This is a genomic window from Fulvimonas sp. R45 (assembly GCF_030504985.1).
Classification (GTDB): Bacteria; Pseudomonadota; Gammaproteobacteria; order Xanthomonadales; family Rhodanobacteraceae; genus Rhodanobacter_A.
In genome coordinates this window covers 1-14,607 of sequence record NZ_JASERU010000009.1, presented here as the reverse complement: position 1 = coordinate 14,607, position 14,607 = coordinate 1, and the positions used below count along the sequence as shown (strand labels likewise).

The following is a 14,607-nucleotide window of genomic DNA, read 5'->3' as shown; positions in this document are numbered from 1 at the left end:
GTGTCGTCACGCTACGCCTGGCGACACGTGTAGTCAAGTGCCTCCCGCGCGGCTAGGGGAGGACCGTGGCGGCATCCACGATGAAGTGCGCGACGATGCTGACCCACAGGTTGCGGCGCCACAGGTACAGCAGCGAGAACGCCAGGCCGCCGACGACGACCACCAGCTCGTGGCTCCAGCCCCAGTAGGCCACATGGTCGATGGCGAACACGGCGAGGGAGAGGACGGTTGCGACGACCCGGCTGCCGGTCAGTTCCTCGACCCGTTCCATCGCGTAGCCGCGGAACAGCACCTCTTCGGACACCGCGGCGCGCACCGTGGAGACGAGGCGCCACCAGAACGGCGTGGCCATCAGGGCGCTGCCGCCCGCCGTGGCGGCCACCGGATCGTCCAGGTGCAATGCGGGGAGCACGAGGTAGACCATCGCGCCGAGCACGAGGAGGATCGCCACGCCCGACAGCACGCCGAGGGCGATGTTCGCGGCCCCGGGCGCGCGAAAGCCGATCGACGCCAGCGGACGCCGTTCGATCCGGCGCACGTACCACAGTACCGCGGCGATGTAGATCCACCAGATGACCTCGTTGCCGACCAGGTGGCCGATGCCGGCGAACTCGTGGTCCCAGGTGCTGAAGGGCAGGCTGACCGGTCCGAGGGCGAGCAGCAGGCCCGCGAGGGCGATGGCCCACCGGCGTTTGCCGGTGGTCTTCGGACGGGCGGCCAGGCTGTGCATGGATGTTTTCCCTGCGTGGTTGGCGGGTGGGGGACGCGTCAGGCGCCGGCCTGGTGCCTGCGCGCGTCGAGGACGATCTGTATGAAGCGGTCGATGGCCTGGGTGGTGCGCTTGCGGTCGCCGGTGGCCATCAGTTCGATGAACAGGCCGTCGAACACGGCGGCGCACAGGGTGGCGAAGGCCGGGTCGCGCCGGGAGGCGGGCAGCATCGCGAGGATGAAATCCGTCCAGTGCGTGGTGTTGCGCTGGACGTATTGCGCGTAGGTGTCCGGGGCCTGGGCGGCGAGTATCGTCAGCTCGTAGACCAGCTTGAGGTACGGGTAGTTGTCGTCGGCGATGGCCCAGCGCCAGAACAGCTTGAGCGGTTGCTCCGGATGCCTGGCGGACGGCCGCTCCAGCAGCTCCGCCATGGACTGGCGCAGCCGCGTCTGCATGGCTTCGAGCACTTCACCGAGCAGTCGTTCCTTCGACTCGAAGTGGTAGACGAGCAGGCGCGCGCTGGTGCCGACGGCCGCGGCGAGCGGGCGCAGCGAGAGATTGGCCAGCCCGTGCTCCAGCAGGTAGCCGACGATGGATTCGATCAGGGCTTCTTTCCGGGTCTGCATGTAACGAACGTTACATGTAACGTTCGTTACATGTCAAGCAGGCGGCCTCCCGCGCCGGAAACGACACGGGCGCCCGCAGGCGCCCGTGCTGGGTGCGGCCGCAGCGGCCGGTCAGAAGTTGTAGCGCAGGGTCAGCATGGCGGACCAGCGGGACACCACCCGGCTGGGGTCGTAGAAGCCGCCGTCGTAGGTCTGCAGCTGCTGTGGCTGGTAGTTGCCGTTCTTGTCGGTGGGCAGCGCATACACGTACTGGCCCTGCGCGTTCACGCCGGCGTAGTTGACCAGCGTGCGGGTGGGATAGAGCCCGGTGTTGCGCTGCTGGCCCCAGTGCTTGTCGAGCAGGTTGAGCACGTTGTAGACGTCCAGCCGCAGCACGCCCTTGTTGCCCCTGAACAGGCCGGGCACTTCCTGCGAGAAGCTCATGTCCAGCTCGTTCACCCAGGCGGTGCGGTCGCCGTTGCGGCTGGCGATGCGGCCGCGGTGGTCGCGCAGGTACGGATTGCCGGCGAGGAAGGCCTGGAACTGGTCGATCGCCTGCTGGCTGGTGCCGGGCGCGTAGGCCACCCTCGGGTCGTTCGCGGCGGGGATGTAGACCGGGTCCCAGCCGGCGATGCTGTCGCCGTTGGCGTCGTTGCCGAACACCCAGGTGTAGGGCAGGCCGGTATGGCCGCTGTAGAACGCCGATACCTGCGTGATGTAGTCGCCGAAGAACGCGTGCTGCCAGGTCAGCGAGGCCTTCAGCACCTTGGCCACGTTGTAGTTGGAGGTGGCCAGCACGTCGCTGTTCGGGTTCAGCCGCGCCACGCGCTGGTAGCCGTTGTAGGCGATGGTGTCGGTGCCGGGGTCGACGTCGGTGGCATGGTTGAAGGTGAGGCTGACGTTGCCGAACCAGTCGTCCGAGAACGGCTTGCTCAGCGCGAGGGTGAGGCTGTCGGACTTGCCGCGGTGGGTGTTGGTCAGCAGGGTGGAGGCGGTGCTGAAGGCGCGGTTCTGGTTGGCCAGCGTGTCGGCGGTGGTCGGCGCCTCGCCCGGGGTCCTCCAGAACTGCTCGCGGCCGTCGGGCAGGGTGCCGGTGGGCGCGCCGAAGTTCACCGCCTCGTACAGGATGCCGTCGCGCACCTTGATGTGCTGGTATTCGGCCGAGGCCACCAGGCCCCACCAGGGCAGCTCGCGGTCCAGCGCCAGGCTCATCTTCCACACGGTCGGCAGGCGGAAGTCGCGGGCGATGGTGTCGATCGAGCCCGCGCCGCCGCCGGCCGGGATGTTCTGGTGGAACGGGTCGGGGCTGAACGGCGCGTTGGCGGGGTTGTAGGAGGTGTAGTTGAGCAGGGTGACGCCGTTGTTCTGGAACGGGTTGGTCATCCACACCGTGGGCGGGTTGGTCTGGAACAGGCCCGCGCCGCCACGCAGCTGGGTCTTGTAGGCGGTGTCGAAGCTGTAGTTGAACGAGAGCCGCGGTTCCACCACGCGGTTGGACGAGCCGACCACGTTGTTGTTCGGGTAGCCGAAGGCCTGCTCGAAGCCGGGGTTGTAGACCGGCTGCCTGCTCGAATGCGGGATGTCCACGCGCACGCCGTACTGCAGCGACAGCGCATCGGTGACCTGCCAGGTGTCCTGCAGGAACGGGCTGAACTGGCTGTACGTCCACTGGCCGGCGATGTCGGCCAGCGCGTAGCCCGGCGCCGGGTGGTAGAGCGAGTACTTGTTGTAGTTGCCGGCCAGGAAATTGTCGATGCCCCAGAAGGTGTAGACGCCGAACTCGGCCTGCCCGAACAGGTTGTTGATCTGGTTGCGCTGGTAGTCGATGCCGCCCTTGATCGCGTGGTCGCCCGCGTACCAGGTGCCGGCCAGGAAGACGCTGACCTTCTTGGTGTCGATGTGGTTGTAGTGGCGGTACTGCTCCTCGCCCAGGTTCACCGACGGACCCTTGCCGGTGGGCGACAGGTTCACGTTCACCGAGGGCTGCTGGAACGGCGCGGTGGTGTCCTGCACGTACTTCTGGTAGCCGACCTTGGCCTCGGTGGAGAAGCTGTCGCTCCAGTCGTCGTACAGGTGCGCCACGTAGTTGTCGGTGGTGATGGCCTTGGTGTAGGTGTAGCTGGTCAGGCCCACGCTGTTCGGGCTGTTGCCGCCCACCGCCGGCAGCATCTCCTTGGTGCTCTGCCAGGTGAAGCTGGCGCGGTGGTTGTTGGAGATGTTCCAGTCGATCTTGGCCAGGTAGCGCTTGTCGTCGTAGGTCAGGCCGGTGGGGCCGCCGAAGGTGCCCGGGGTGAGGCCCAGCTGCCTGGCCGCGTCGATGATCTTCTGCAGGTCGCCCGGCGACACCTTGTTGCTGGTGGACGGGCCGTTGCCCAGCGAGTCGTCCAGGCCGTTGGCCGAGTCGGCGCCGATGCCGGTGGTCTTCTCGTGCTCGGCGGAGACGAAGAAGAACAGCGTGTCCTTCACGATCGGGCCGCCCACGTTGAAGCCGTAGGTGGCGTCCTTCTGGTAGCCCTTGTAGTGGTAGCCCGGGTCGCTCTTCGGCAGCCAGCCGGCGTCGCCCACCAGGTGGTTGGCGTTGCGGTAGCTGTAGTAGACCGAGCCGTGGAACTGGTTGGTGCCGGACTTGGTCACCGCGTTGACGTCGGCGCCCACCACGTCGGAGGAGACGTCGTAGTTGGCGGTGGAGATGTTGTATTCCGCGATGGTCTCGGGCGAGATCGGCGACTTCTGGTACGGCAGGCCGTTCGCGTTGAGGCCGAACGGGTCGCCCTGGGTCACGCCGTCCACCGCGATGTTGTTGTAGCGGTTGTTCATGCCGGCGGCGGAGATCGCGCCGGTGCCCTGGTCGGTCACGGTGATGCGCGGGTCGAGCCGCGCCACGTCGTCGATCGAGCGGTTGCCCTGCGGCGTGGCCTGCAGCTGGCGCTGCGAGATGGTGGTGGACAGGCCCTTGTTCTCGGAGGTGAAGGTCTGCGCCAGCGCCGAGGCATTCACCGTCACCGCGCCCAGCGTGTGCGCTTCCACGGCGCTGGCGCCCAGGGTGAGGTTGATCGCCGAGGGCTGGCCCAGCTGCAGGTAGACGTTGTCCTGCTCGGTGCCGACCAGGCCCGGCTTGGCCGCGGTGATGGTGAACGGGCCACCCGCGCGCAGGCCCTGCGCCGAGTAGCGGCCGTCGGCATCGGTGGTCACCGACTTGGTGGTGCCGGAGGGCACGTGCACGATGGTCACGGTGGCCCCCGCCACCGGCTGGCCCTGGGCGTCGAGCACGCGGCCGACGGCGCCGGAGGTGGTGATGTTCTGGGCGACGGCCGGGGTCAGGGCCAGGAGGGCGGCGATGGCGAACGGAAGCGAGCGGGCGCGGGTGGTGGAGTCCATGGGTTCCTCGGTTGGCTGCGCGATCTTAGAGCCTGTTCAAGATCTCCCCGTAGCCCGCGTTGCCTTGCCCTGGCCGCCAGGTGGGAGTGCGTGGCGCAGCGCCTGCCTGGCGGGCAGGCCAAGCCGCGCGCGCTGCCGCATGGTGGCCAGGGCAAGGCAGCCCTTCGGGCCGGGTCTGTTGGCCCGCCTCCCTGCGTCATCGCTCAGTCGTGGACGGACGTCCACTCCTTCGCTCTTCCTTGGTCTACGCGCAAACAGCTCCGGCGCGGGCCACGGGGAGATTTTGAACAGGCTCCTATTGTTGTTCCGGTACGACAACGCCTCCCCGGAGGGAGGCGGTTGACGGGTGCACGGGCGCCATGCATGGCAGGGCGGCGCCATTGTAGATGCGTCGACATGACAGCCGCATGTGAAACCGGCGCCAGGCCGGGGCCCTGGGTGGCGGGCGTTCAGAACGCCATGTCGAACGCCACCTCGCCCTCCACGCCGACCTGGTAGGCCGAGACGCGGCGCTCGAAGAAGTTGGTGACTTCCTGCACGTCCTGCAGGTCCATGAAGTCGAACGGGTTCCTCGCGCCGTACTTCTTCGGCAGGTCGAGCTGGGCCAGGCGCTGGTCGGCCACGTACTCCAGGTACTGGCGCACGTCCTTCGCCGACAGGCCGACCACGCCGCCGGAGAGCACGTCCTCGGCGAACTGCGTCTCGCAGGCGATGGCGTCCTCCAGCATCGCCTCCACCTGGGCGCGCATGGCCTCGTCGAACAGGTCCGGTTCCTCGGCGCGCACGGTGCGCACCACCTCGAAGGCGAACGCCATGTGGCAGCTCTCGTCGCGGAACACCCAGTTGGTGCCGGAGGCGAGGCCGTGCAGCAGCCCGCGCGAGCGGAAGTAGTACACGTAGGCGAACGCGGCGAAGAAGAACAGGCCCTCGATGCAGGCGGCGAAGCAGATCAGGTTGAGCAGGAACTGGCGACGCTGCCCGCGCGTCTCCAGCCGCTTGAGGTCCTGGATCGAGTCGATCCACTTGAAGCAGAACTCGCCCTTGGCGCGGATCGAGGGGATGTTCTCGATCGCCGCGAAGGCCTTGGCGCGCTCGCCCGGGTCCGGGATGTAGGTGTCCAGCAGGGTCAGATAGAACTGCACGTGCAGCGCCTCCTCGTAGAGCTGGCGCGACAGGTACATGCGCGCCTCGGGTGCGTTGACGTGCTGGTACAGGTTCAGCACCAGGTTGTTCGACACGATGGTGTCGCCGGTGGCGAAGAACGCGATCAGGCGGTGGATCAGGTGGCGGTCGGCCGCCGACATCTTCGCGTTGAGGTCGGTGGTGTCGAGCGAGAAGTCCACCTCGTCCACCGTCCAGGTGTTCTTGATGGCGTTGCGGTACATCTCGTAGAACGCCGGGTAGCGCATCGGGCGCAGGGTGAGTTCGAAGCCGGGGTCGAGGATGTGCGACATGGGGTTTCCTTGCGGCGCCGCGGGCGCTCAATCGAGCTTGCGCGCGTAGCGTTCGCGCACGAAGCGGCTGATGTAGGTGGACAGGCCGAGGCCGGCCGCGGCGAGCGCCTGCATGTTGCGCACGTGCTGGCGGCCGGGCCGGGCGTCGGTGTATTCGTAGGTGCCGTCGCGGACGAAGCGCACCCGGATGAAGCCGTCGCCGCTGTCGTAGGCGGCGACGCCGGATTTCCCGCTGCGGTTCCGGTACGGCTTCATCGGGCGCGTCCCGCTACTGGCAGGCCTCGCAGTACTCGGGGTTCTCCAGCGAGCAGAACACCGCGGCGGTGGCCTGGCCCTGGTCGATGCCGACCTGGTCCGCGACGGCCGCCTTGCCCGCCGACACCGTGGCCTTGGCGATCTTCGTCGCCGGCCGCGAGCGCAGGTAGTAGGTGGTCTTGATGCCGGACTTCCACGCGTACATGTACATCGATGAAAGCTGCCCGATGTTCGGGTTCTCCATGAACAGGTTCAGCGACTGGCTCTGGTCGATCCAGGCGCCGCGGGCGGCGGCGAGGTCGATCAGCGCCTTCTGCGGCAGCTCCCACACGGTGCGGTAGACCTGGCGCAGCCGCTCGGGGATCGCCGCGATGCCCTGGATCGAACCTTCGGCCAGCTTGATCGCGTCGCGGATCTCGCTGGTCCACAGCCCCAGCGTCTTCAGTTCCTCGACCAGGTAGCGGTTCACCACCAGGAAGTCGCCGGACAGCGTCTCGCGCTTGAACAGGTTGCTCACCTGCGGCTCGATGCATTCGTAGCAGCCGGCGATCGAGGCGATGGTGGCGGTGGGCGCGATCGCGATCAGCAGCGAGTTGCGCAGGCCGCTGGACTTGATCGACTCGCGCAACGCGGCCCAGCGCGCCTCGTCGTGTGGCCGGGCGTTCGGCCAGTAGTCGAACTGCAGCTCGCCGTTCGCCGCGCGGCTCTCGGCGAAGCCGGGATGCGCGCCGTGCTGCGCGGCCAGCGCGTTCGACTGCGACAGCGCGTGGAAGTAGATCTCCTCGGCGATGCGCGTGGACAGCGCCAGCGCCTCGGCCGAGTCGAACGGCAGGCGCAGCTTGAAGAACACGTCCTGCAGGCCCATCACGCCCAGGCCCACCGGGCGCCACTTCATGTTGGCGGTGCGCGCGGTGTCGATCGGGTAGAAGTTGAGGTCGATCACGCGGTCCAGCTGGCGCACCGCGGTGCGCACGGTGGCGGCGAGCTTGTCGAAGTCGAACGCGACGCTGCCGTCGGCGTTCGGGACGACGTGCCGCGACAGGTTGATCGAGCCCAGGTTGCACACCGCCGTCTCGGCGGCCGAGGTCACTTCCAGGATCTCGGTGCACAGGTTGGACAGGTGGATGACGTTCTGCGCCTGCGCGGTCTGGTTGCTGGTGGCGTTGCAGCGGTCCTTGAAGGTCATCCAGCCGTTGCCGGTCTGCGCCAGCGTGCGCAGCATGCGCGCGTACAGCTCGCGCGCCTTCACCTTCTTCACGGCCAGGCCGGCGGCTTCCGCCTCGCGGTAGGCCTGCTCGAAGGCCTCGCCCCAGCTGTCCACGAAGTGCGGCACCACCTTGGGATCGAACAGCGACCACTCGCCGTCGGTCTCCACGCGGCGCATGAATTCGTCGGGAATCCAGTTGGCGAGGTTGAGGTTGTGCGTGCGGCGCGCCTCGTCGCCGGTGTTGTCGCGCAGCTCCAGGAATTCCTCGATGTCGGCGTGCCACGGTTCCAGGTACACACAGGCGGCGCCCTTGCGCTTGCCGCCCTGGTTCACTGCGGCGACCGAGGCGTCCAGCGTCTTCAGCCACGGCACCAGGCCGTTGGAGTGGCCGTTGGTGCCGCGGATCAGCGAGCCGCGCGAACGCACGCGCGAGTAGGCCAGGCCGATGCCGCCGGCGAACTTGCTGAGCTTCGCCACGTCGGCGTACTTGTCGTAGATCGACTCCAGCGAGTCGGTGGGCGAGTCGAGCAGAAAGCACGACGACAGCTGCTCGTGCGCGGTGCCGGCGTTGAACAGGGTGGGCGAGCTGGCGATGTATTCCAGCGAGGACAGTAGCCGGTACAGCTCCAGCGTCTCGCCGATCTCGTTGCCGCCCAGCGCGCAGGCGATGCGCATGAAGAAGTACTGCGGCGTCTCGGTCACGAAACGCTGCTGCGGGTGGCGCAGCAGGTAGCGGTCGTACACCGTGCGCAGGCCGAAGTACTCGAAGCGGCGGGTCGCCAGCGGGTCGATCGCGTCGTTGAGCTTGCGCGCGTTGGCGGCCACGAAGTCGCGCAGGCGCTCGTTGAGGATGCCCAGTTCCGCGCCGCGCGCGATCGACTGCGAGAAGCTCTGGATCTCCTGCCCGCTCACCTCCTTGTCGATGTAGGCGCCGAGCAGGCGCGCGGCGAGCTGGCCGTACTCGGGCTCCTCGGCGGTGAGCGCGGCGGCGGTGCGGATCGAGAGCTGGTCCAGCTCCTGCGTGGTGGCGCCGTCGTACAGACCGCCGATGGTCTTCAGCGCCACGCGCAGCGGGTCCACCGCGTGCAGGCCGTCGGCGCTGCGGGTCACCGCACGCACGATCTTGTTGACGTCCACCGTTTCCTGGCCGCCGTTGCGCTTGGTCACGCGCATCTGGCCGGGGTTGTGCGGCGGGGTGAGGGCGAAGGGTTCGGCGGGTGCGGCTGGGCGCGGTTCTTGCAGGACGGGCATCGGGGCTTCGCTGGTGGGTGCCGTGGCCTCGATGGCCCCGGCGGCAAACGCGGACGACTCCACGCGGGCGCCGGGGCGCTCGCGGGTGGCGGTATCGAGAGGCTGCATGTCGGTGACTCCAACCGAAAGTGATCAACCGCCTGCTCCCGCGCGCAGGGCTGAAGTGGCGGTTGCTCGCGGACGGTCGCGCCATCGGGCGGCAGGGCGCCCGACGGTCCGACGCGCCTCCCCGCGGAAGCCGTCACCACTCGGCATGGCCTCCGCCATGCCGTGTCGGCAGGTCTTCGGACTCGCGGACCGGGGCCTTGCGACCCGCCTACTTGCCTTCGCTTCCCGGCCGCTGCGAGCCAGTGCGATCTCAAGGCGTTCGTTTCCGCTTACCGCTGCGGGGCAGTTCCGGATTCGCACCGGATTCCCTTTTCAGCCCAGCCGACGATCGCGTCTGGCAGGGCACCGACGGGCACAACATATCGGGATGACCAGGCACGGTCAACCCAACAGGTTGTGCATAAGGTCGTGGATAAGTGCGGCCAGGCCGCGTCGTTGCTGGCCTGTCAGGGCGTCACGCTGAAATCGATCTCGACCGGGTAGGGTGCCGGCTGCGTGGGGGGTGGCGGCAGCGTCCAGCGCGCGAACTGGCCAGCCATGCAGGCGGCCACCGGGGTGGCCGGCATCACCGCGATGCGGGCGGGGTGGCCGTCGCGGCCGACGTCGGCGACCAGGGTGAACGGGCGCTTGTCCGCCGGGGCGTTGCTGGCCAGGCAGCCGCGGTAGGCATCGGTGGTGGGGTCGCCGATCTTCCGCCATAGCGCCTTCTGGTAGGCGCCGCCCTCCGGCGCGGCCTCGGCCAGCTTGGCCCGGGTCACGCGGGCGGCGAAGCCGGCGTCGGGCCGGGCGGCGCCGAGGGCGAGGGCAAGGGCGAGGATCGGGATCATGCGCGGCTCCGTGGCTCGGGGGCACGGTAGGCCCTGCGGCGGTGCCGGCGCAACGCCCCGCCGGATGGAGGGTTCAGCCGGGCCGGGCGTCGTCCCGCGGCGCGGGCGGGGTGGCGTGCAGGCGCAGCCAGCCCACCACCAGCGCCGCCGGCAGCGGGCGCGAGATGTGGTAGCCCTGCGCCTCGTCGCAGGCCATGCCCTGCACCGCGGCGTAGATGCGGGCGCTTTCCACGCCCTCGATCACCACCCGGAAGCCCAGCTCGTGCGCCAGCGCGGCCACCGAGCGCACGATGGTGGCGTCATGCGGCCGCGCGTCCATGCCGCGCACCAGCGACTGGTCGATCTTCAGGCTGCCGGCCGGCATCTGGCGCAGCGCGGCGAGGTTGCTGTAGCCGATGCCGAAGTCGTCGATCGCCACGCCGGCGCCCAGCTCGCGGAGTTCGGCCAGGTAGCGGCGGGTGGCGTCGCAGTGGCGCATCAGCGTGCTCTCGGTGAATTCCAGCTCGACCATCGACGGCTGCACGCCGTGCCGCGTCGCGGCCGCCTGCAGCCGCGGCGCCAGGGTGGCGTCGAGGTCGGCGCTGGAGACGTTGAGCGACAGCTTCACGTCCAGCCCCTCGCGCCGCCACGCGGCCAGCTGGGCCAGGCCGTGGTCCAGCACCCAGTCGGTCAGCGCACGCATCAGCCCGGCCTGCTCGGCCAGCGCCACGAACACGCTGGGCAGCACCTCGCCCACGGTGGGGTGGCGCCAGCGCGCCAGCGCTTCCAGCGCCACGCAGCGGCCGCTGTCCAGCGCCACCCGCGGCTGGTAGTACAGCTCCAGCTCGGCGCGTTCGGTGAGCGCGGCGGCCAGCTCGGTGACCAGGAAGAATTCCTGCCGGTGGCGCTCGTCCTGCGTGCGCTCGTACACCGCCCAGCCGCGGGAACTGTCCTGCGCCGCGTGCGAGGCGCTCATCACCAGCCGCAGCGGGTCGCCGCCGCGCAGCTCGTGCGCCGCCACCCGCAGCAGGCCCACGCCGGGCTGCAGGGTGAGCGGGATGCCGAGGCAGTCCACCGGCGCGCGCAGCAACGCCACCAGGTCGTCGAGGCGGTCGGCGGGCAGGCTCTCGTGCGGCTCGGGCAGCATCGCCGCCAGCCGGGAGGCGCCGACCTGGTAGAGCTGGATGTCCGTGCCCGCCCAGGCCTGCACGCGCGCGGCCACCGCACGCATCAGCGCGTCGGCGTAGGCATGGCCCATGGCGCGCATGAAGGCGTGGAAGCGTGCCACCGGCGCCACTTCGATCGCGGCCAGCCACACGGTGTCCGCGTCGGTGCGCAGGTGGGCGCCGAGGTCGGCGAAGAAGGCGCCGCGGTGCGGCAGCCGGGTGGTGGGGTCGATGCGGCCGAGGTAGGCGCGCAGCGCCACGCCGTTGGCGGTGAGCGCGGCGGCGTCGCGCAGCGCGTCGCGCTGCACCTCGTCCAGCACGGCGCGCGGCTTGTGGTCCATCGCGCAGAGCGCGCCGAGCAGCCGGCCGTCGAGCGCGAACACCGGCTCGCTGGCGAAGAAGCGGACCGGCGCGACCGGTTCGTCCGTCGCGGCGGGCGGCAGGAAGCGCGGATCGTCGTGGGTGTCGAGCGTGAGCGTGGGCTCGCCGCCGCGTGCCGCGGCGAGGCAGGCCGGCGCCGGCGCGCCGCCGGCGGGCAGGTGGCCGGAAGCGGCAGCGAGGTACCAGTAGGCGCTGCCGTCGACCAGCACCAGGGCCACCAGCGGCACGTCCAGCGCATGCGAGGCGAAGCGCGCCACCGCGTCGAATCCGGGCACGGCCTGGCCACTGGCCGGCTCCGCGCCCTGGGCGGCGGACCGGCCTGCATCCGGCAGCGGACCCGGGGCGGTCCCCGGTATGGTGTCCATCGCGAATCCCCCTGCGGAACGGCGCGACCTCGCCGGCAGGCTACTGCGGCGGGGGCGCGGCCGCAACGCGCGCCGCGCCGGTTCAGCCGGGGCGGTGCGGCAGGGCCAGGTAGGCCTCGCTCTGCATCTCGATCAGGCGCGACTCGGTGCGACCGAACTCGGCGCGGTGGCGCTCGCCGTCGTACAGCTCGGTGATCGGCGCGGCGGCGGACAGCACCAGCTTCACGTGGCGGTCGTAGAACTCGTCCACCAGCTGCACGAAGCGCTTGGCCGCGTCCTCGCCGTAGGCGTTGAACTGCGGCACGTTGGACACGATCACGGTCGGCACGGCCTTCGCCAGCGCGATGTAGTCGGCCACCGAGCGCGGGCCTTCGCACAGCGCGGCGAAGTCGAACCACAGCACGTCCTTAGCGCGCCGGCGCAGCGGGATGGCGCGGTCGTTCACCGTGATGCTGCCGCCTTCGCGCGCCTCGCCGTGCGCCTGGCCGTCGAAGATGCGCGCCAGCGCGCGTTCCGCCTCGGCGCCGGGCGGCGTGTGGTAGACCGGCGCCTGGGCCAGCGCGCGCAGGCGCCAGTCGCGCGGGCTGGCCATCTCCACCACGTGGCAGTGCCGCTCGAGCGCCGCGATGGCGGGCAGGAAGCGCGCGCGCTGCAGGCCGTCCTTGTACAGGTTCGCCGGCGCGGTGTTGGAGGTGGTGACCAGGGCCACGCCACGGGCGAACAGCGCATCCAGCAGGTGGGCCAGGATCATCGCGTCGCCGATGTCCTCGACCAGGAATTCGTCCAGGCACAGCACCCGGCAGCGCTGGGCGAGGCCGGCGGCCACCTCGACCAGCGGGTCCTGCCGTTCGCCCAGTTCGCGCAGGCGCCCGTGCACCTCGCCCATGAAGCGGTGGAAATGCCGGCGCAGCGCCACGCCGTGCGGCAGGCTGGCGGCGAACAGGTCCATCAGGAAGGTCTTGCCGCGGCCCACGCTGCCCCACAGGTACAGGCCGGGCACGGACTCGCGTTCCTCGGTGCCGAGCAGCGACTTCAACCGGCCGAACAGGCCGTTGCCGGCGGCCGGCGCGGCGCACAGCGCGGCGTGCAGCCGGTCGAGCTCGGGCAGCACGGCGAGCTGGGCCGGGTCGGATTGCCAGCGGTGCGCGGCCACGCCTTCGTGGTAGCGGGTGGAGGGAGTGAGCAGGACGGGATCGGTCATCGGGCGACGGCAGGGCGGGGCGGACGGCCCGTGCGCGGGCCGGCGGACAGGGGCGGGCGGCCGCTACGCGGCGCGTTCCGGCGGCAGCCAGTCGCGGATGGCGTGCTTCACCGCGCCGCGCAGGTCCATCAGACGGCGGTGGAAGAAGTGTCCGGTCTCGGGCATGCGCACCAGTTCGGGCGGGTGCTCCATGTCGTCGATCCAGTCGAACACCGCCTGCGGCTCCACCACCTCGTCGGCCTCGCCCATCACCACCAGCCAGGGGCAGTCGGGCAGCACGTCGGTGGCCACTTCCCAGCGCCCCACCGGCGGCGCGATGCTGACCAGGGCGCGCGCGCCGAGCTTCGTGGCGTTGCGGATGGTCACGTAGCTGCCGAACGAGAAGCCGGCCAGCCACAGCGCGTCGCCGGGACGCACCCGGCGCAGCCAGGCGACCACCGCGGCGAGGTCGTCGCTCTCGCCGTTGCCGTTGTCGTAGCCGCCTTCCGATTCGCCGGTGCCGCGGAAGTTGAAGCGCACCGTGTCCAGGCCGGACTCGCGCAGGCTGCGCTCCAGCATGGTCACCACCTTGTTGCGCATGGTGCCGCCCTGCACCGGGTTGGGATGGCAGATCACCGCGGTGCCGGCGCGCGCGCCGGGGCGCTCGGCCAGGTCGGTCAGGGTCTCCAGCTTGCCGGCCGGGCCGGCGAGCGCGAAGCTGGCGGCCTGGTCGGGAAAGCGGGCGGGGTCGTCGGGAAGCGCGGTGGGATTCATGCCGAAGATGATAACCGCCGGCGCCGCCGGCCGCCCCGGACGGCGCGCGGGCAGGCGCCGGTGAACCACCTGGCGCACCTGCTGCTGGCCGGCGACGACGAGGCGCTGCGCCTGGGCGGCCTGCTCGGCGATTTCGTGCACGGCGCACCGGACCCGGCGCTGCCGGCGCGTATGGCGCAGGGCATCCGCCTGCATCGCGCCATCGACGTGCATACCGACACCCATCCAGAAGTGGCGGCGGCGCGGGCGCTGTTCGCCCCGCCGTACCGGCGCTACGCCGGCATCGCGCTGGATCTCTGGTTCGACCACTGCCTGGCGCGCGACTTCGCACGCTGGAGCGCGGAGCCGCTGGCGGAATTCTCGGACGCTGCGCGCAGGCTGCTGTGGCGCCACGACGCGCTGCTGCCACCGGCGCTGCGCCGCTTCCGCGCCTACATGGACGCGCACGACCTGCCGGCGGGCTATGCGCGGCGCGAGGAGATCGGGCGGGCGCTGCAGGGCATCGCCGGGCGGCTGCGACGGGACAATCCGCTGGACCGGATGCTGCCGCTGCTGGCCGGGCTGGACGCGCCGCTGCAGGGGCATTTCGAGGCGTTCTTTCCGCAGCTGCAGGCATTCGCGCGGGCGTGGATCGCGGAGCATGCCGCAAGCGGACGGGGCGGCGATTCTTGACTCCTTCCCCTGTGTTTGCAGGGGGGCGAACGAAAGCGCCATCCGGGCTTTCCCCCTCCCCTGCTTGCAGGGGAGGGTCGGGGAGGGGTAGGCGGGCTTGCCGTGAGGTTGGACCCCCTCCCAACCTCCCCCTGCATGCAGGGGGAGGGGCAAACGAAAACGCCGCCCGAGCCTTTCTCTCTCCCCTGCTTGCAGGGTGTTTAGCCCGGACACATGGTGGACAGGTGTTCGGGGACATGGTGGACACATCCAGACTTTGCATCGGTCAGTTCGGAGGAGGCGGCCGATGCCTTGGC

General features: G+C 70.2%; 11 protein-coding genes and 1 riboswitch. Of the genes, 1 reads left to right on the top strand and 10 read right to left on the bottom strand.

Translation table 11 applies throughout. The features are described 5' to 3' along the window. Nucleotides 1-52: 52 nt before the first annotated feature. From QMK61_RS10080 to QMK61_RS10035, 10 genes are all read right to left on the bottom strand, one after another. Nucleotides 53-730, bottom strand: a complete 678-nt coding sequence (locus tag QMK61_RS10080; protein ID WP_302072071.1) for a CPBP family intramembrane glutamic endopeptidase — start codon at nt 728-730, stop codon at nt 53-55. Nucleotides 731-768: 38 nt separating this feature from the next. After that, nucleotides 769-1,335 (bottom strand): TetR/AcrR family transcriptional regulator, encoded by a 567-nt coding sequence (locus tag QMK61_RS10075; RefSeq protein WP_302072070.1) that lies wholly within the window; start codon nt 1,333-1,335, stop codon nt 769-771. A gap of 111 nt (nt 1,336-1,446) precedes the next feature. Continuing rightward, a complete protein-coding gene (locus QMK61_RS10070) occupies nt 1,447-4,692 on the bottom strand; it encodes a TonB-dependent receptor (RefSeq protein WP_302072069.1) in 3,246 nt (1,081 codons plus the stop codon). A gap of 449 nt (nt 4,693-5,141) precedes the next feature. After that, a complete protein-coding gene (locus QMK61_RS10065; RefSeq protein WP_302072068.1) occupies nt 5,142-6,146 on the bottom strand; it encodes a ribonucleotide-diphosphate reductase subunit beta in 1,005 nt (334 codons plus the stop codon). A 27-nt stretch (nt 6,147-6,173) separates the two neighbouring features. Next, complete coding sequence (locus QMK61_RS10060) at nt 6,174-6,401, bottom strand: hypothetical protein (protein WP_302072067.1); 228 nt, start codon at nt 6,399-6,401, stop codon at nt 6,174-6,176. Between the two features lie 13 nt (nt 6,402-6,414). Beyond that, entirely contained in the window at nt 6,415-8,967 is a 2,553-nt protein-coding gene (locus QMK61_RS10055) for a ribonucleoside-diphosphate reductase subunit alpha (protein WP_302072066.1), read from the bottom strand. 149 nt (nt 8,968-9,116) lie between these two features. Continuing rightward, a riboswitch (cobalamin riboswitch) is annotated at nt 9,117-9,332 on the bottom strand. Between the two features lie 81 nt (nt 9,333-9,413). Beyond that, nucleotides 9,414-9,794, bottom strand: a complete 381-nt coding sequence (locus QMK61_RS10050; protein ID WP_302072065.1) for a peptidase C13 — start codon at nt 9,792-9,794, stop codon at nt 9,414-9,416. Nucleotides 9,795-9,867: 73 nt separating this feature from the next. Then, nucleotides 9,868-11,685, bottom strand: coding sequence for a sensor domain-containing phosphodiesterase (locus tag QMK61_RS10045; protein ID WP_302072064.1), 1,818 nt, complete (start codon nt 11,683-11,685; stop codon nt 9,868-9,870). Nucleotides 11,686-11,767: 82 nt separating this feature from the next. Further along, on the bottom strand, nt 11,768-12,886 hold the full coding sequence (gene zapE, locus QMK61_RS10040; RefSeq protein ID WP_302072063.1) for a cell division protein ZapE: 1,119 nt from the start codon (nt 12,884-12,886) through the stop codon (nt 11,768-11,770). Nucleotides 12,887-12,949: 63 nt separating this feature from the next. After that, nucleotides 12,950-13,639, bottom strand: a complete 690-nt coding sequence (locus QMK61_RS10035) for a CocE/NonD family hydrolase (RefSeq protein WP_302072062.1) — start codon at nt 13,637-13,639, stop codon at nt 12,950-12,952. Nucleotides 13,640-13,699: 60 nt separating this feature from the next. On the opposite strand from QMK61_RS10035, the gene QMK61_RS10030 reads away from it, so the two are divergent. Beyond that, on the top strand, nt 13,700-14,311 hold the full coding sequence (locus tag QMK61_RS10030) for an ACP phosphodiesterase (RefSeq protein WP_302072061.1): 612 nt from the start codon (nt 13,700-13,702) through the stop codon (nt 14,309-14,311). The last annotated feature ends 296 nt before the right edge of the window (nt 14,312-14,607 follow it).

Coding starts and splice junctions, on each gene's coding strand:
- QMK61_RS10045 (WP_302072064.1), bottom strand. CDS start 11,685: ATGGACACCATACCGGGGACCGCCCCGGGTCCGCTGCCGGATGCAGGC.
- QMK61_RS10060 (WP_302072067.1), bottom strand. CDS start 6,401: ATGAAGCCGTACCGGAACCGCAGCGGGAAATCCGGCGTCGCCGCCTAC.
- QMK61_RS10075 (WP_302072070.1), bottom strand. CDS start 1,335: ATGCAGACCCGGAAAGAAGCCCTGATCGAATCCATCGTCGGCTACCTG.
- zapE (WP_302072063.1), bottom strand. CDS start 12,886: ATGACCGATCCCGTCCTGCTCACTCCCTCCACCCGCTACCACGAAGGC.
- QMK61_RS10055 (WP_302072066.1), bottom strand. CDS start 8,967: ATGCAGCCTCTCGATACCGCCACCCGCGAGCGCCCCGGCGCCCGCGTG.
- QMK61_RS10035 (WP_302072062.1), bottom strand. CDS start 13,639: ATGAATCCCACCGCGCTTCCCGACGACCCCGCCCGCTTTCCCGACCAG.
- QMK61_RS10070 (WP_302072069.1), bottom strand. CDS start 4,692: ATGGACTCCACCACCCGCGCCCGCTCGCTTCCGTTCGCCATCGCCGCC.
- QMK61_RS10050 (WP_302072065.1), bottom strand. CDS start 9,794: ATGATCCCGATCCTCGCCCTTGCCCTCGCCCTCGGCGCCGCCCGGCCC.
- QMK61_RS10080 (WP_302072071.1), bottom strand. CDS start 730: ATGCACAGCCTGGCCGCCCGTCCGAAGACCACCGGCAAACGCCGGTGG.
- QMK61_RS10065 (WP_302072068.1), bottom strand. CDS start 6,146: ATGTCGCACATCCTCGACCCCGGCTTCGAACTCACCCTGCGCCCGATG.